The 17,351-nt window shown below is 36.4% G+C and carries 16 protein-coding genes; 9 read left to right on the top strand and 7 right to left on the bottom strand.

The window, feature by feature from the left end:
* The first annotated feature begins 295 nt into the window (after nucleotides 1–295).
* Nucleotides 296–559: a hypothetical protein gene (locus ACQKNC_RS15445; RefSeq protein WP_427425682.1), complete on the top strand. Its 264-nt coding sequence runs from the start codon at nucleotides 296–298 to the stop codon at nucleotides 557–559.
* Between the two features lie 63 nt (nucleotides 560–622).
* Here ACQKNC_RS15445 and psiE read toward each other — a convergent pair whose 3' ends face one another.
* Nucleotides 623–1,078 carry a phosphate-starvation-inducible protein PsiE gene (gene psiE, locus ACQKNC_RS15440; protein WP_427425681.1) on the bottom strand — a complete coding sequence of 152 codons (456 nt, stop codon included), beginning with the start codon at nucleotides 1,076–1,078 and terminating at the stop codon, nucleotides 623–625.
* 120 nt (nucleotides 1,079–1,198) lie between these two features.
* Nucleotides 1,199–1,498 carry a hypothetical protein gene (locus ACQKNC_RS15435; protein ID WP_427425680.1) on the bottom strand — a complete coding sequence of 100 codons (300 nt, stop codon included), beginning with the start codon at nucleotides 1,496–1,498 and terminating at the stop codon, nucleotides 1,199–1,201.
* Nucleotides 1,499–1,689: 191 nt separating this feature from the next.
* Here ACQKNC_RS15435 and ACQKNC_RS15430 point away from each other — a divergent pair, with 191 nt between their 5' ends.
* Entirely contained in the window at nucleotides 1,690–1,911 is a 222-nt protein-coding gene (locus tag ACQKNC_RS15430) for a phosphate-starvation-inducible protein PsiE (protein ID WP_427425679.1), read from the top strand.
* A 136-nt stretch (nucleotides 1,912–2,047) separates the two neighbouring features.
* On the opposite strand, the gene ACQKNC_RS15425 is transcribed toward ACQKNC_RS15430, so the two are convergent.
* Both ACQKNC_RS15425 and guaC read right to left on the bottom strand, forming a co-directional pair.
* Entirely contained in the window at nucleotides 2,048–3,781 is a 1,734-nt protein-coding gene (locus ACQKNC_RS15425; protein WP_427425678.1) for a methyl-accepting chemotaxis protein, read from the bottom strand.
* A 279-nt stretch (nucleotides 3,782–4,060) separates the two neighbouring features.
* Nucleotides 4,061–5,044, bottom strand: coding sequence for a GMP reductase (gene guaC / locus ACQKNC_RS15420; RefSeq protein WP_427425677.1), 984 nt, complete (start codon nucleotides 5,042–5,044; stop codon nucleotides 4,061–4,063).
* 509 nt (nucleotides 5,045–5,553) lie between these two features.
* Here guaC and ACQKNC_RS15415 point away from each other — a divergent pair.
* Nucleotides 5,554–5,973 carry a VOC family protein gene (locus tag ACQKNC_RS15415; protein WP_427425676.1) on the top strand — a complete coding sequence of 140 codons (420 nt, stop codon included), beginning with the start codon at nucleotides 5,554–5,556 and terminating at the stop codon, nucleotides 5,971–5,973.
* A 56-nt stretch (nucleotides 5,974–6,029) separates the two neighbouring features.
* On the opposite strand, the gene ACQKNC_RS15410 is transcribed toward ACQKNC_RS15415, so the two are convergent.
* Nucleotides 6,030–7,979, bottom strand: a complete 1,950-nt coding sequence (locus ACQKNC_RS15410; protein ID WP_427425675.1) for a methyl-accepting chemotaxis protein — start codon at nucleotides 7,977–7,979, stop codon at nucleotides 6,030–6,032.
* A gap of 388 nt (nucleotides 7,980–8,367) precedes the next feature.
* Between ACQKNC_RS15410 and ACQKNC_RS15405 the strand changes: the two genes are divergently transcribed.
* Nucleotides 8,368–8,742 carry a VOC family protein gene (locus ACQKNC_RS15405; protein WP_427425674.1) on the top strand — a complete coding sequence of 125 codons (375 nt, stop codon included), beginning with the start codon at nucleotides 8,368–8,370 and terminating at the stop codon, nucleotides 8,740–8,742.
* 119 nt (nucleotides 8,743–8,861) lie between these two features.
* On the opposite strand, the gene ACQKNC_RS15400 is transcribed toward ACQKNC_RS15405, so the two are convergent.
* Nucleotides 8,862–9,608: a hypothetical protein gene (locus tag ACQKNC_RS15400; protein WP_427425673.1), complete on the bottom strand. Its 747-nt coding sequence runs from the start codon at nucleotides 9,606–9,608 to the stop codon at nucleotides 8,862–8,864.
* A gap of 271 nt (nucleotides 9,609–9,879) precedes the next feature.
* Between ACQKNC_RS15400 and ACQKNC_RS15395 the strand changes: the two genes are divergently transcribed.
* The 5 genes from ACQKNC_RS15395 to ACQKNC_RS15375 all read left to right on the top strand — a co-directional run bounded on the left by ACQKNC_RS15395 (nucleotide 9,880) and on the right by ACQKNC_RS15375 (nucleotide 14,323).
* On the top strand, nucleotides 9,880–11,067 hold the full coding sequence (locus tag ACQKNC_RS15395) for an acyl-CoA dehydrogenase family protein (protein ID WP_427425672.1): 1,188 nt from the start codon (nucleotides 9,880–9,882) through the stop codon (nucleotides 11,065–11,067).
* Nucleotides 11,068–11,080: 13 nt separating this feature from the next.
* Complete coding sequence (locus ACQKNC_RS15390; protein WP_427425671.1) at nucleotides 11,081–11,962, top strand: transporter substrate-binding domain-containing protein; 882 nt, start codon at nucleotides 11,081–11,083, stop codon at nucleotides 11,960–11,962.
* A gap of 170 nt (nucleotides 11,963–12,132) precedes the next feature.
* Nucleotides 12,133–12,840: an amino acid ABC transporter permease gene (locus ACQKNC_RS15385; RefSeq protein WP_427425670.1), complete on the top strand. Its 708-nt coding sequence runs from the start codon at nucleotides 12,133–12,135 to the stop codon at nucleotides 12,838–12,840.
* Between the two features lie 12 nt (nucleotides 12,841–12,852).
* Nucleotides 12,853–13,554 (top strand): amino acid ABC transporter permease, encoded by a 702-nt coding sequence (locus ACQKNC_RS15380; protein WP_427425669.1) that lies wholly within the window; start codon nucleotides 12,853–12,855, stop codon nucleotides 13,552–13,554.
* 13 nt (nucleotides 13,555–13,567) lie between these two features.
* A complete protein-coding gene (locus tag ACQKNC_RS15375) occupies nucleotides 13,568–14,323 on the top strand; it encodes an amino acid ABC transporter ATP-binding protein (protein WP_100543204.1) in 756 nt (251 codons plus the stop codon).
* 62 nt (nucleotides 14,324–14,385) lie between these two features.
* Here ACQKNC_RS15375 and helD read toward each other — a convergent pair whose 3' ends face one another.
* Complete coding sequence (gene helD, locus ACQKNC_RS15370) at nucleotides 14,386–16,692, bottom strand: RNA polymerase recycling motor HelD (RefSeq protein ID WP_427425668.1); 2,307 nt, start codon at nucleotides 16,690–16,692, stop codon at nucleotides 14,386–14,388.
* Between the last annotated feature and the right edge of the window lie 659 nt (nucleotides 16,693–17,351).

The raw sequence follows: 17,351 nt of genomic DNA, 5'->3' as shown, positions 1-17,351 counted from the left end.
AGCAATGTGAATAGTGTACATAGTTCATGTTACATCCGACTTGCTTGAGACGCTGAATAAGGTTGGTGTAGCTATTATACGTTGTATGCTGTTGACTCAAAACAACAAGCACTAATGTTCCACCTTGTAATTCTTGTGTAGACATCTAATAAGGAACTAACCTTAATAATCTTGTCAACATACAGTATTATTTGCATGTGGTAATATATGTTATTATCAAGAGCTGAAATTAATGTGAAAAAAATTATGAAAAGAGCGTGCCTTAAAATAAATCTAGTGTAGGATGGGGTTGTATATGAAATTGAAGGAAGAAGATTTTATATATTCTTTTGATATTGAGGTTGGCGCTTATCCAGGAAAGATGGGTAGTTTACAGCAAACAAAAGAGCATCTAAAAGCACTTTTTGTCTCCATTCAGCAGATGTTTTTTGTAACGAAAGTGAAACGTCAGTTACAGATGTTTTTTGTAACGAAAGTGAAACGTCAGTTACAGATGTTTTTTGTAACGAAAGTGAAACGTCAGTTACAGAAGACTTCTACCACTAAGGTGGAGAAATGAATGCGGATGTGTTTCCTTTTCAGTGTAGAGAGGCCAGAAATTAAGCAATTCTACAGTATCAAGCTATTGTTCTTTTTTCATAATAAGCGATGATCGTACTGGCCGTTCCAGTGGCGTAATATTAATAATAAAATAGCTTATTATTAATATTAAAATAATAAGTGAATAAATTAAGGTGTTTACGGGATGATCATGCTCTACGATAATTAATCGTATCATGGCCGTAATTCCTATATATATAAAGTACCTTAGTGGAAAATGATAATTTTCTTTAAAATATTTAATAATCATAGTGATAAATTCAAAATACAAGAAGAAAATAAGAATATTTGCCAGGAAAAGCTTATAGTCTCCGCCATCATTGTTGAATATTAAAATTTTAAGGAATTGGATAAGTTCTTTGCAAAGTAGGAAGGATAAAATGAGCGCTAAAAGTACAAGGCAAACATTTAGAAAGAATTGTAAAGATTTCGGTATAACCTTTATTAATTGTAAATAAGTCGAGTTCTTTTGGTTCATCGAATTCCTCCAATCTTGTACTCTTAAATGTGAAAGCTAAATAGAGAACACATAATTATTTAGTTGAGCATCATCGTTTTATAATTTGACTATAACATTTTATCGTAAATATATTAGGTTTTATTTGTAAAGATTTGGTATATGTTGGATTATCACCAAAAGCTGTGGATGATTTTTGTTAAAACGTATGTTATGTATATTGGTTGATTGGAGTGAAGGCTGGGCGACTCCTTGGGGATCAGCAATAGAGGAACGAAGGCTAAAACCACCACGTCCTGTGATAACGCCTTCGTGACCAATATCGGTGCTGTTGCTGTCGCTACGTTGCACTACGCTTTCGCGCAGACAAAAACACTTTGCTGCCGCTACGTTAACACTACGCTTTCGCACAAAAAGCATCTGTTGGCCCAAGCGGCTCATCGGACGCCCCCCAGGAAGCTCTGCTCTGCGCGAAAGCGAAGCGGCAGCGATAAAAGCGCCCAGTCGGAACGGAAATCAACCACACGTTATGGTGATGAGCCTATATATTCGCGAAAGAAAGTTTTCAAAATAAATTAGCTGTATGCTAAAATAGATGTGCATGAATATAAAATTCAAAAGGGGTTTTTAAAATGGCTAAAGCAGCAAAAACAGGAAAAATTACACCAGAGCGTTTAGAGGAAGCATTAAACGTACGTGATCGTCTTATTATCGAGTTACTAGTACAAGTTCTTGATGAAAAGCTTATAATTGAACGTCCAGTATTACGTGAGCGTGTAGCAAACCTTGTAGACCTTTCTGATCATGATGCAGAATTAAAAGAAACAATCCACGCTGTTATTAACAAGCTATAATCTTAAGGAAAATGCTACACTTAATTGGTAGCAATTTTTCTTTGCTGAAAGTGAGCATATAATGGTAATATCCCTTATTAGATTGGCTGTAAAACCTATCTTATAAGGGATATTTATCTTTTGGCAAAATATAATATCACGTAAAACGATCGACTAAATCATGCATGCGCTCTGCTTCTGTGTGTAGCTCCACAGAGGAGTCCATAATAGATGTGACTGCCGACTTTTGTTCATCGACCGAAGCATTTATTTGTTCAGTGGCTGCTGCTGATTGTGTTGCTACGCTAGCTATTTCATTAATGGCATTAATAACGATTAAACGATTTTCAGACATCTCACTCATAGTTTGATCGAGGGAAACAAGATGCTCTGTAATACCTTGTATAGAATTTGCTAATATAGTAAATGCATGTTTTACTTCATTAATTGATATAGCCTGTCCTTGCGAAAGTTTGAGCGTGTTCATCATCTTTGAATCTGAATTAGCTGTATCTATTTCGATACGTTTTATTAAGTTCCTCACGTGGTTTGTAGCTTTATTTGTATCTTCCGATAAATTACGCACTTCTTCTGCTACTACAGCAAACCCTTTGCCATGTTCGCCTGCCCGTGCGGCCTCAATACTTGCATTTAAAGCTAAAAGATTAGTCTGTTCAGAGATGGATGTGATTGTTTGGACGACATTATGAATTTCCTCTATTTGGCTGGTTAAACTTGAGAAATTTGCCCTCAGCTCTTCAATCACATTTGTAAATTCATTCGAGTTTTGTTGTAATAATTCTACTTTTTTTCTGCCGTTTTCCTGGGATTTATGAATAGCATTCAAATTTTCAGTAATATCTACGTATTTATCAGTTGCATTTAAGATGAGTGAGGACAATTGTTCAACCATACTACTCGCCATTTCAGCTTCTTCAGCTTGAATAACAGCCCCTTTGGATATTTCTGTAATTGCTTGGTGAATTTCATCTGCTGAAGCAGTCGTTTCTTCTGTAATGGCGCTAAGCATTTCTGATGAAACTCTCATTTGAGCTGCACTTTCTTTCGTATTATTAACCATTTCGTTTAAGCTATGCTTCATATTGTTGACATTACTAGCGAGTATCCCTAATTCATCTTTTGTCGTAATTGGAATGTCTTCACCAGTTAATTTTCCTTTAGCAATATCTGATGTCATCTCCATAAGTCGGCGTATGTATGAAGTCATCCTACCTGAGAAGAACCAAAATAGTGTGACACCGATGATTGTTGCAAGAGCAGTCATAGCAAGTGAGTAGTAAAGGACCTTTTTAGTGCCTGCATTAAAATCCATTTCATAGGTACCGGCTGCTATAATCCATCCCCAATGCTTGTCCTTAACTACATAAGTAATTTTAGGAGCGGTTACATCAGGTTTTGACGGTAATGCCCAATCGTATCGGACATACCCACTGCCTGCATTTGCTTCATCAATCATTTCTCGTACAAAATAACGGCCGTCAGTTGTTTGTAAGTCGTAGATGTTTTGTCCTTCAAGAGATGGGTGCGTTTCCACTGTACCGTCATCTTTAAACGCATAAAAGTAGAAGTTTTCACCGTATTTAACAGGGTTATCAATGGATCTTTTATTATCTTCAAGTTTTTTGCCAACTATCTGCGTTCGGGCGCGTTCCTGGGCTTCTTCTAACGTAAGCTTCCCTTGTTGAACCTCCTCATCTAATTGGGCAATTAATTCAATAATTCCTAATGTACCATTTTTAAGACTTTGTCGACCTATCTCATCCATTTCATTTTTCGCCACGAAGTAATTAACCAATCCAACTAGTGCCGTAGGAATCAAAATAACGATAATGGCTAGAGTGACGAGTTTGTTACGGACTGATTTCATCATAGGCAAAACCTCCGTTCTTTCTTATTTACAAAATGTAACACCTAATTTAATTATAATATAAAATTTTTCAATAAAATAGAAAATTCTGAAAATAAATAATAGTATTTTGAAATATGTCCAATTTTATATATATTTGGAATGGGGAAAGGGGTCGAAGGCTTGAGTAGGAGTTACAATCGCTTAGTATTTATCCTAAAGCTCTTATAGAGTAAAGAAACGGAATCCAATGAAAAACCCAAACAAGAATTTATGCGATTCTTGTTTGGGTTATCTTAGTTTTTAGTATACTTTATCTCCATTAAAAATAGAGTTTTTCACAATTACATAATCTACATTTCGAATGGCGTCTAGTTTATTACCGCCTGCATAGGAAATAGATGATTGAAGGTCTTGCTGCATTTCGATTAAAGTATCTTTGATGCTGCCTTTATGTTCAACATACATCTTTTTACCTTCAACATTTTTACGTTCGCCTTTTTGGAATTCAGAAGCAGACCCAAAGTATTCCTTCACAGTTTTACCGTCGATTTCGATTGTATTGCCAGGTGACTCTTCATGACCTGCAAATAATGATCCAATCATCACCATTGAAGCACCAAAGCGAACAGATTTTGCAATATCACCATGCGTACGAATACCACCATCAGCGATAATAGGCTTCGTTGCAGCTTTTGAACACCAGCGTAGTGCGGCTAGCTGCCAACCACCTGTACCAAAACCAGTTTTGATTTTAGTAATACATACTTTACCTGGTCCAATACCAACTTTTGTTGCATCTGCACCAGCGTTTTCAAGTTCACGTACTGCTTCAGGTGTGCCCACATTACCAGCAATCACAAAGCTATTTGGTAGATGTTTTTTGATATGTTGAATCATACGAATGACAGCATTTGAATGACCATGTGCAATATCGATTGTAATAAATTCAGGCACTAATTTAGCAGCTGCTAATTCTTCAATAAAAGGATATTCCTCATTTTTCACACCAACACTAATTGATGCGATTAATCCACGGTCTTGCATATCTTTGATGAAGTTGATACGTGTCTCTGGATTAAAGCGGTGCATGATATAAAAGTAACCGTTTTCAGCAAGCTTCGCAGCAAGGCTTTCGTCGATAATTGTTTGCATGTTTGCTGGTACAACAGGAAGTTTGAATGTATGACCGCCTAAAGTAACAGAAGTATCACATTCTGAGCGACTTTCTACAATACATTTTGCGGGAATTAGTTGAATATCTTCATAGTCAAATACGTTATCCATTATAAACACTCCTAAAATACGAATATTTTTTAAGTTTTGATTTAAATCGTTCGTCATTTGGTAATTTACATTATTTTTGAGCAAATGTCAAAGCTTTTATCCAAATAAATAAAAAAGTAGTAGGCGAGAACGGAAATTACCACTTTTCTGTTATAGATGCAGATGTGTTGATTACCCATTTTAACCACCCTAATTAATTTGAAGGCTCTGATTTCCACTACGGGCTACTCGCGTTCCTACGGGCGAGCGTCGAGCCGCTTACTCCGCTACAGTCAATTTTAAATAGGGATATATTAGCAAAATAGCGACAAAAAAATCCCTTTATAGCTCAAAAACAAATATATTTCTCCAAAAAACACGCCTATTATAGATGAAAAGTAAAAGTTCGATTAAAACGTATGTATATTTCGTAAAACTCTGCACAAAACCGGTTCATCTAAAATTTGTATTATTATTCGTTATCCATGTACAATAGAGTTGTTTCAAAAAATGACAAAGGAGTGTTGGAAATGGCAGTAGAGGTATACTTAATTTTTAATGGAGATTGTCGAGAGGCAGTATCGTTTTATGAGAAAGTTTTTGATACAGACAAGGCTGAAATTATGACATTCGGTGATTCACCACAGAATCCAAATTATCAATTACCAGAAGAAGCTAAAGACCTTGTAATGCATACGCGACTTTCGATTTTTGGTAGTACTGTAATGTTTTCAGATACATTTCCAGGCTCACCGTTCACAATCGGAAACAATGTAACATTAGCTGTTGTCTCAGATGATGAGGCTAAGATGCACAAAGCTTTTGAGGCTCTAAAAGATGGTGGAAAAGTTACTATGGAGCTACAAGAAACATTTTGGAGTAAATGCTATGGCTCACTCACTGATAAATTTGGTATTGAGTGGCAATTTAGTCATGAGGATAATAAATAATAACAATGCAAAAAAGCACGATGAATGGGGAAACCCTTTTTCATCGTGCTTTCTTTTTAGTATTTAAAACGATTTACATAGCTTTGTAATTCATCGGCCATATCGAGTAGTGATTTTGCAGCTATAGCCATCTCCTGCATCGAGGACAATGTTTGTTCAGTTGAAGCGGCAACTTCCTCTGACGCAGCCGCATTTAATTTAGCATGATCTGTTAGCTCGATAGCAGTTGCAGAAACTTCCTCGACTACCGCTGACATCTCCTGAGCAGATGCAGATATATCCTCCATTTTCGGAGCAATATCGTGCAGACTCTTAATAATACTTGCAAACTTTTTACTTGTATCTTCTGTTAGCTGTAAACCATCCTGGACATCTGCAGACGCCTTAATCATTGTTTGAACAGATTTAGCCGTATCTTGCTGAATACCAGTAATTAGTGCAGAAATTTGCTCTGCTGATTGATGGGATTGTTCTGCTAATTTCCGCACTTCATCGGCGACTACTGCAAAGCCTTTCCCATGCTCTCCAGCTCGCGCGGCCTCAATAGCAGCATTAAGGGCAAGCAGATTTGTTTGATCCGAAATAGCGCTAATAATTTCTAAAATAGAACCAATTTCTTTTGTTCGATCATAGAGTGATTTAATCATAGTATCTGATTGTGTCACAGATTCATGAATGGAGATCATTTGATTAACAGTTTGTTCTACCGCTTGTCCACCTTCATTGGCCAATTTTATAGCATGGCTAGATAGATCTGAAACTTGCATAGAGCTATCGGCTACCTCAACGACTCCTTTTGCAATTTCCTCAATAGAAATAGCATTTTGGTCAATACCTATTGTTTGTTTTTCTGTGCTGATAGCAACCTGTTGCATAGCTTCAGTAACTTGCTCTGAAGCAGCTATATTTTGTTCGGCATTCGCAGATAATCCATGCGCTGAAGTCTGTACATGTTGAGAGCTTTGATCAACGTCACGAATAAGTTTTTTTAAGTTAACCTTCATTGCGATAAAGGCTTCCCCGAGTTGTCCAATCTCGTCTTTAGAATGAATGTCAATAAACGCTGTTAAATCACCTTCGCTAATTTTTATAGCGCTTTGTTTAAGTCGATTAATCGGATTAACGATCGATTTTATCATGAATAACATAAAAATAATGCCAAAAATAATAGAAATAGCAATGATTATTAAGTTCAAATTAAAGGTTGAAGCAGCAGCATTTGCAGCCTCGGCTGTGAACATTGTACCAACAACTTTCCAGCCTGTTAGCTTATTTGTAACAAATTGTAGCTGTCGATCTTTTTCTATAACAGTACCACTATCTTGTTCATAGATTTTAGTAATATAGCTTTCTGTTGCTTCAGCACCACTTTCTTTATCTGGTTGGGCAATATAAACTTTATTGCTATCTAAAAGTGAAGCAAAGCCAGTTTCTCCAATGCGTATATCATTCGTGATAGTACTTAGTGTAGATATATTTAAATCTAACCCTATTACCCCAGAGCCATCTGGTAAGGCCTGAGTAATCGTAAGAACGATATCACCAGTAGTCTCTGTAATGTATGGAGCCGTAATAGACACTTTGTTTTCGTTATCTAAAGCTTGCTTATACCAAGGTCTTGTGCGTGGGTCAAACCCACTAGGGTATTTTTGAGCAGGTTCATCCAGAAGCCTACCATCAGAGGTTCCGATATAAATCAATTCCACCTCTGGATGCATGTTCATGTACTCGTGGAAAAGGGATTTAAGTTCTGTAATTTTACCTTCTTGTAAATAAGATTGATTGAGCTTTTTTGTGAAATATTGAACGTCCTCCACTTTGGGCTCAATCGTGTTGGTAATATTCGTATTAAGCATGCGCACACTCTCAGTTGCGCTTGCTTGTTGTTCTTCCGAAATTTGCTTTCCAGCACTTTGGTAAGAAACAATTCCAATTAACAGTGTTGGGATGAGAAGCATTGCTAAAAATGAAAAAATGAGCTTTTTTCTTAAACTTAGTTGTTTCACTTGAATTATCCTCACTATAATATTAGTATTTTATACTTTGTCTTATCACCCAAAATTAAAGATGACACTTGTTAAAACGCATGCCATTTATTTCTGTTTGGTAGAAGATGCTCAGCGGACGATCCAAAGAACATGCTCGGTCGGAACAGAAATTAACCCCACGTTACGGTGACGAGTCTATACTTTTCCGGACAAGGCAAATAATAGACGACTAGGCTCATTTTATCAAAAATAAAATAAAAGTTAAGTATTTTGTAATAACTATTCATTAATTGTAGATATCAGGAACTAAATACGTTGAAATTCTCCTAAAAACGATAACCATTAGATGACATACAAAGCTACCTTTTGATGTATACTAATGTTCAAAAGAGGAGGGAATTGTTTCATGATTCGACAAATTGGACAAGTAATGTTATACGTAAATGATCAGGATACTGCCGTGAAGTTTTGGACAGAAAAAATTGGATTTGTTGTAGTTGCTGACCAAGAAGAGGGGGGCGTACGTTGGATTGAAATTGCTCCAACTAAAGAAGCTCAAACTACCTTTGTTCTACACAATAAAGAAATCATTGCAAAAATGCAGCCTGAATTAAATTTAGGTACACCTTCTATCATGTTTTATGCCGATCATATAGAGAACCTATATCAAGATTTTCAAGCAAAGGGCGTTAAAGTAGGAGATTTAGTAATGATGCCAATGGGTAGGGTTTTTAATTTTGCTGATCACGAAAATAATTATTTTGCATTGGTAGAAAAATAAACCTTACAGTAACAGTGGTTGTCTTATAAGCGTTTTAAAGGGGAATCTGTCCGATTTCGATGTTCTGTGCGGAAATCGGGCAGATTCTTGCTTTTTACCCTATATAAGTGGATAGCAACTTATTTTAAATCTTCTCCAAAAATCCCTACAGTTTGACGGTCAACTATAAATTCATGGCCATTCCATTTCAAAATATTTTCTACATAGCCTAATCCATCGGCATGATATCTGCCTGCAATCGACTGATAAGCTAAAATCTCATATATTCCATCGCGTTCATAGTCCACTGGATACAATCCGCTGATTGGATCTACCCAGCCTTCAATAGGCTGCTTCAGTGTACCATCTTGATTATAAATTTCCGCTAAATATTCGGGACCTTTGTATTGTAAATCGATGATATATTGCTTTTTTGGATTCATGCTACGAACGGCTACTTTGTATTGATTTTGATAATTAACGGTGTACTTTAGCTTATTATTAAAAGATTCTGCATCAAAAATTGAGCTTATTTTGCCGTTGATTGAGGCGAATATTTCACCGTTGATAATGCCTCCACTACCTCCAGTATCAGAAATAGCTAAAATATCTTCTAGATGATTGCCAGTAAAGTCACCTAAAAATATGGTTGGGTTATAGCCGACGCTTTGTTTTAGCGTTATTTTTTCGAATTGGTGCGATTGTCCGTAAAAAATAGCAAGCGTTAGGTTTTTCCACAAAGGGCTATCTGAAGTTTTAGTCCCCATCAAAAGAACAGTTTCGAGTAAGCCATCTCCATTAATATCTCCAAATTTCGTCTGAATAACCTGAGGGGTCATAGGCGAAATAGCAATATTATTTAAAGACGGATTCATATTATTAGTCATACATGCACCTCTTTCTTTAGTTTTAGCATATGTTGTAATTATGGCTTGGTGAAAAAAGAAGACGTGTCAGTAATGGATATAAAACTTATAAAAAAACTTGTGATTAACCCATTGACATTTTTAAATGCGAAAAGTATCATAAATGTCAACGAATCAGAAAATTCAGTACCAATTATAATCTCGCTACTAAAACGTAGTTAGAGATTTTTTTACAACATTAATCCTTAGTAAATATATACGTTTTATACATTTTGGGAAGAAGGAGATTTTCTTGAAGAATTTATTTATTAAAACAAAGCAACAACAGTATTGGTTAGATCAGCTAGAATCTATTTCGGAGTCAATCAAGGCTGAGGCTAAAGAAGTAGATGAACAATCTCGTTTTCCATTCGAAGCACATAAATTACTTCTGCAAATTGGTTATCCCAAACTAACTTTACCGAAAGAATATGGCGGTGAAGGTTTATCAGTCTATGATATGGTGCTCGTTCAAGAAACGTTAGCAAGCTATGACGAGAATGCTTCACTTTCACTAGGATGGACATTAGGTGTTGTAGGTGAACTATATGAGGAAAAACTATGGGCAGATGATTTACTTAGTTCATTTGCCCAGGAAATAATCAATGGCGCAATAATAAATAGGGCCGTGAGTGAAGCGGCAACTGGGAGTCCAACACGTGGAGGGCGACCAGGAACAAACGCAGTTTCAATAGAAGAGGGGTGGCTCTTAAACGGACATAAAATCTTTACGACAGCTTCGCCAGTGTTAGATTACTTTTTAACATCAGCGTGGATTGAGGAAAAAAATCAAATTGGTTTCTTTCTTATTCATAAAGATGCTCAAGGACTTTCAATTGAAGAAAACTGGGAAATGTCAGCAATGCGAGGCACAAGTAGCCATGATCTAGTTTTAAAGAATGTAATTGTCCCTTCAAATTATTTAGTGGAATTACCAAGTCATCCAAGCGGCGGAAAGATAAATGGTTGGATTCTACATATCCCAGCAACATACTTAGGTATTGCACAAGCAGCTCGTGATTATGCACTGCATTTTGCAAATCATCATCAACCTAATAGCTTAAATGCTCCAATTAGTACATTACCAAATGTGCAGCAGCTTCTAGGCGATATTGAATTGAAGCTACATCAAGCACGCTTTGTACTGTATGGAGTTGCCGAGGCTTATGATGACCCAGCTAGACGTGAGCTTTTAGTAAATGAAATGGCAGTTGCTAAGCATACAGTAACAAATTTGGCGATTGAAATCGTCGATAAGGCAATGCGTGTAGTAGGTGCGAAAAGCCTACAATTAACAAATCCATTGCAACGCTATTATCGAAATGTTCGTGCAGGACTTCATAATCCGCCGATGGATGATATGACAATTATTAAATTAGCAAATGCCGCAATTGAGCAGCAAAAATCGAATGAAAATCAATTACAAAACCATGGAGAATAAGGGGAAATGATATATGTTTAAACAAAAGAAAAAGATTTTTCAACTAGCAGCAATCGGGTTGGCTTCATTCGCTATTTTAGCAGGCTGTAATTCAGGTGAAGCTTCAGATAAAGCTTCAGATAAAGACTCAGAAGATGGCGTGAAAGTACGTACAGTGAAAGTTGCATTTGATCAGGCGTCAAAGCCAATTAGTTATTTAGATGATAACGGAAATCCAACAGGCTACGATGTGGAAGTCATGAAGCTAGTGGATGAGATGTTACCTGAATATAAGTTTGAATTTATAGGTACGACTAGTGATGATTTACTAATTGGCGTTGAACAAGGGAAATATCAAGTAGGAGTAAAAAATGCCTTCTTTACGAAAGAACGTACAGAGAAGTTTATTTTCCCTAAAGAATTTTTAGGCTTAAGTAGTGCGGGGTTAGTATTACGTAAAGAAGATGAAGGGATAAAAACTTTAGCCGACTTTGCGAAAAAAGGTTATTCATTAGCGCCAATTGCTGCGAATAATGCCCAATACACAATTATTGATGAATATAATAAAGCAAACCCAGACAATAAAGTGAAATTACAGGCTGGTGATGCGTTCACTGTCGATGTTGTGCAATGGGTAAATGAAAAACGTGTCGATGGTGGTGTGATGATTGAAGGTCCATTTAAACAACAAGTTTTAGCAGAAGATGGCCCATATCATAATTTAAAGGATGACGTAGTGTACAACGAATTTGCCGTTATTAAAACATGGCCGTTGTTCAATAAAAAGGAACAAGAATTTGCAGATGCTTACGATAAAGCTATAGCAAAAATTAAAGAGCAAAAGAAAACAAATGAATTAAGCACTAAGTTTTACGGTCGAGATTTATTTGAAGTGTTAGATTCTGTGAAGCGCTAATAGGCGGTAGCTATCCAAGAAGACGCCTCTTTAGAAGAGAAAGTGTTAGCAGCTATTACCAGATAAAAGGCTGTTGAGTCAGTATACTCAGCAGTCTTTATTAACTTCTTTCAGCAGGTGTCCAAACACCTGTACCTGCTGAAATAGATTATATAAAAGTTGGTGAGGAAATGGAGAAGTATTTTGATGCATCATACATTTGGAACTCAATTCCTGTATTATTGCCGTTTTTAAAAGTTACCTTCTTAGTCGCAGGATCTTCCATTGTACTAGGCACAATATTGGGCTTACTACTAGCGGCTGCCAAGTTAAGTTCAATAAAATTGCTGCGAAAATTAGCGAACTTATATACAACGATTATGCGTTGTACACCATCTATCGTTTTATTATTCCTCGTATACTATGGTGTTCCGGCGTTAGCGGAAAACTTCGGCATAAATCTCCATTCGATCGAAACAGCCATTTTCGTAGTCGTAACGTTTACTTTACAGTTTGCGGCGATTATGTCAGAAGTTATTCGTTCTGCTTATTTAGCGATTGATAAAGGGCAATTTGAAGCGGCTGTTAGTGTGGGATTAACGCCATTTCAGGCATATCGACGTATTATTTTCCCACAGGCACTTGTTATTGCTTTACCGAACTTTGGGAATGGAATGATTGCGTTATTACAAGAAGGGGCCCTTGCTTATACAATCGGCTTAATTGATATTGTAGGAAAGGCAAATTTAATTATCGCAAGTAATATTAATGCACATGCATTAGAAATATATATTGCTTTAGCGATTGTTTATTGGGTACTGTCGATTATTATAGAAAAATTCTTCGCTATGTTAGAAAAGCTCTTTGGTAAGGGGAAAAAGACGCTAGAAACAACGTAAGGAGGCGTAACCATGAATTATCAATTTTTAGTTGAAACATTTTTTGTTGCATTATCAGGTGTACCTATCGCACTCCTTGTGACAATTGTTGCTATGCTTGTTGCTCTACCACTTGGCTTTCTACTAGCACTTACACGGGTCAATAAAATCCCAGTGATCCATCATATAGCAAAAATTTATGTCTCCTTTGTCCGAGGTACACCTATAATCATTCAAATCTTTATTATTTATAGCAGTATCCCATTACTACTTAAAATGATTTTTGAAAAATATAATATTGCTTATGATATTTATAAAATCAATCCGATTTGGTATGCATTTATCGTCTTCGCATTTAGTACAACGGCAATTTTAATAGAGGTATTTCGTTCTGCTTTAAGTACGATTGACAAAGGTCAGCTAGAGGCTGCTCAGGCAGTAGGCTTAACAACATTTCAAGCCTATCGCCGTATTATTATTCCACAGGCTTTAGTGGTAGCTATGCCAAATATTTGTACGGCTACAGTCAATCTCATTAAAGCGACATCTTTAGGCTATGCAATGTCCTTACCTGAAATTACATTAAAGGCTAAGGTAGCTGCAAATATTGGCTACAATTACGTAGAAGCATATATTGATATATTCATTGTGTACTTAATTTTATGTAGTACGGTTGAATACATTTTTAAACGATATGAAAAACATTTAAGTAAATTCAAAGTGGCAAAAGCCTAAGGGGTGAACGAGCATGTTAGAAATTAAAAATATCCATAAATCATTTGGTGACAATGAAATTTTAAAGGGTGTCGATTTAGCCATTGATAAAGGTGATGTTGTTGTAATTTTAGGTCCCAGTGGCTCAGGAAAAACAACATTATTACGTTGCATTAACTTTTTAGAGAAAGCGGACCAAGGACATGCCACATTTGGCGATATTCAAGTAGATTTTCAAAATGTGAAGAAGAAGGACGTTCATTCCATTCGTCAACGTGTAGCTTTTGTATTTCAAAACTATAATCTTTTCACGAATAAAACAGCGCTAGAAAATGTTACAGAAGGGCTTATTATAGGGCGTAAAATTCCGAAGACAGAAGCGATTGAAATTGGCAAAAAGGCACTTGATAAAGTAGGCTTATCAGAAAAATATGATGCTTATCCAAGTCAATTGTCTGGAGGTCAGCAACAGCGAGTTGGTATTGCACGAGCAGTAGCGTTAAATCCTGATATTATTTTATTTGATGAACCGACTTCTGCACTAGATCCAGAGTTAGTAGGAGAGGTCCTTCAGGTTATGAAGAATATTGCGGCAGAGGGAACAACGATGCTTGTGGTCACACATGAAATGGGCTTTGCAAAAGACGTTGCAAACCGAGTGATTTTTATGGACGGCGGTGTCGTTGTAGAGGAAGGGAGTCCTCATGATATATTTGTTAATCCGAAAGAGGAGCGTACAAAGAAATTCTTAAAACGTGTTCTTCCAGAGGACTATACGTACTACATTTAAAGATAAAAAGAAGAGAATCTGTAAGCTTTCTATGGAAGCATGTAGATTCTCTCTTTTTGTAATTAAAGCTTTAAAAAATGTGTTAATTTGTTAATGGAATAGATATGCAATTCGTGCATGGCTCGTGTACAAGCTGTGTAGAAATAATTACGTTCTGTTTCTCTAGAATAATTAGTTGCGGAGGCATTGTAGAGCAAGACAGCATCGAATTCAATTCCTTTTGCCATATAAGCTGGTAACAGTAAAATTCCTTTTTTAAATTGTTTTGTATGATGAGTGATTAGTTGAATATCTACTTGCGCCCTCATTTTATCAAAAGCCATCGTACACTCTTGCTCTGATTTACAGATGACTGCAATTGTTTCGAAATTTAGGGACAAGCTGTTAATCTTTTCGACAAGCTGTTCAATTAAATCTATTTCGTTCGGAACTATCGTGATAGTCGGTTCGGGACCAGTTCGATTAAAGGCTTCTACTTTGGCGTCCTCATGTAAAATCTTCGAAGTAAGGTGAATAATTTGTTTTGTTGAGCGATAACTTTTCGTTAATATCATTTTTTCTGCTTGTTCACCATACAATTGTGGTGTCAGCAGTGAAGGGTTTTTAAAGGTATGAGGATGGATGGTTTGATGTCCATCGCCCAATATAGTCATACGTGCACGTGGGAATAATTGTTGTAATACAAATAGCTGAAATGGAGAATAGTCTTGTGCTTCATCAATTAAAACATGACGAATCACCGTATTTGTTCGTTGACCTTCTATTTTGTCCTGTAAGTATAGAAATGGAGCGGCATCTTCATACGAAATAATGCGCTTTGCTAAATTAGGGAGTGTATGTTGACAGATTTCTTCCCAATGGTCGGGTAAAAAGTTCTGTAATTGCTGATGAATCGTATTGTTCCTTTCAAACAATTGACGATAAGTGCCTAACATATGAACGAACTTTAATTGTTTAACAGATTGACGAAGTGGCTGGAACTGTTTTTTGACAATTTGGATGGCTAATTTCTTACGCTCTTGCTCGAAATCATCAAAAGAGTTTTCTGAAAACTGACCTTCATGTAAAAGCTCGCTATAGGTTTTTGTATATTCATCAATATCTAAAAGCTCACTAGCTTCTTCTACCCATTCTTTCGCCCGTTCGGCTTTCTCTATTTTCGATAATCTTTGTAATAACCATTCCTTCACTAATTGCAGTCGATTTGGGATGGGAAATGAGGATTCGAACGAATAAAAGTATTCAGCAATTTCTTGAGCTGTAATAATTCTTTCTCCGCGAAAAACAATATTTTTAAACAATAAACCTTCATGTGCAAGGTACTTAATATATTTGTCCATCAATTCTCGATATTGGAGGCTAGCTTTAAAAGAAATAATAGTAAGCTTCGTTTGATAGAGTGAGTCATCTTTCTCCGTTAAAAGTGACTCCAATTGCTCATAAGGATATTCCAATTGGAACTGTCGACCTAAACGTTTTGTTGCATATTCGGAGAAGGTTAATTGCTGCATATTATCTTCACCTAAATCCGGTAAAACAGTATTAACATATTGATTAAAGAGCTGATTAGGTGTAATCAATAAAATTTGATCAGCGGTAATTTGGTCTCGATAATGATACAACAAATAAGCAACGCGTTGGAGAGCAACAGCCGTTTTTCCACTACCCGCGACACCCTCTACAATTAGATAAGGAGTGCTGACATGTCGAATAATTTGATTTTGCTCAGCTTGAATCGTTGCTACTATGCTACGGATATGTTCGTTTGCATTTTGAGCGAGAATATCGAGTAGTAAATCATCACCAATAGTTAAACCTGTATTAAACATGGATTGTAATTGACCATGCTTAATGATAAATTGACGTTTTAAAAGCATCTCACCTTGGATTTCTTCAGTGGATGTTTCATAAGTAGCTGGGCCAGGCGTGTAATCATAATACATGCTTGAAATAGGAGCTCGCCAATCATAAATTAATATGTTTTCATTTTCTTCATCCATTAAGGTCGAGACACCAATATAAATTTTTAAAGGTTCGTGATGACCATCCTGTAAAAAATCAATGCGAGCAAAATAGGGTGATTGCAGTAAGCGGTCATAAATTTTTACATCCTTGATGACACGCTGCTGAGCATGCTGAGAATCGGATAAGAGCTCTGCCTGTTGTTTAATAGCATAATAGGTCTCGTCTATATCCTCTGGCGTATCTATATTCACTCTAACGTCGTCCCAAAAGGTTTTCTTTAGCGTTAAAACATTGTCTCTAACATCCTTTTCCTTTTGTAGTAACTCCTCTTTTTTGTGACCAACTGTGTTTAAACAAAGAACAAGATACTGTTTTTCTTCGGTCCATTCATATTGCTTTTCCAACGTTACTCACATTCCTCTCCATATAATTATTTGTATGGTTTTTGAATCGAGAAATTTATCATACAGCTTGTTCAGAAAGAAGTATAGTCTAGTAATTTTGGCAAATTTATGATACAATTAAATTATAAGGGAAAATCAATTTTTTAATAAAAAAGAGCTGTTCCATAAAAGTTGGAGCTGCTCTTTTTTGTAGCTTGATTCTCTTTCTGAAGAATGTAACTTTTTACGGATAAGTCACTGAAATTTCGAATTAGATCATGTGTATAAGTTATCTTCGTTCCGGCTGGGCGACTCCTTATGGAATAGCGATAGAGGAACGAAGGCTAAAACCATCACATCCTGTGATAACGCCCTCGTGACCAACTTTTTGTTGTTGCCGTTGCCGCTACGTTGCACTAGGCTTTCGCGTAAAAACCATCTGCTGCTGCCGCTACGCTTTCGCACAAAAAACATCTGTTGCTGCCGCTACGCTTTCGCACAAAAAACATCTGTTGCCTCAAGCTGCTCGTCGGACGCCCTCGGGAGAGTACTCAGTCAGAACAAAAATCAATCCCATTTTGTGATAATTATCCCTTTGTTATCATTTTAACCCTTAAAAATTTATCTCTATACTTTAAAGTTAAGCTGATGATTGATTTTTGATGAATAAGAGGGATAGA

The sequence above is a fragment of the Lysinibacillus sp. NPDC094177 genome (genome assembly GCF_050279145.1).
Taxonomy (GTDB): Bacteria; Bacillota; Bacilli; order Bacillales_A; family Planococcaceae; genus Lysinibacillus.
Note: the sequence above shows the minus strand (reverse complement) of the source record. Positions and strands in the feature narration are given on the sequence as shown.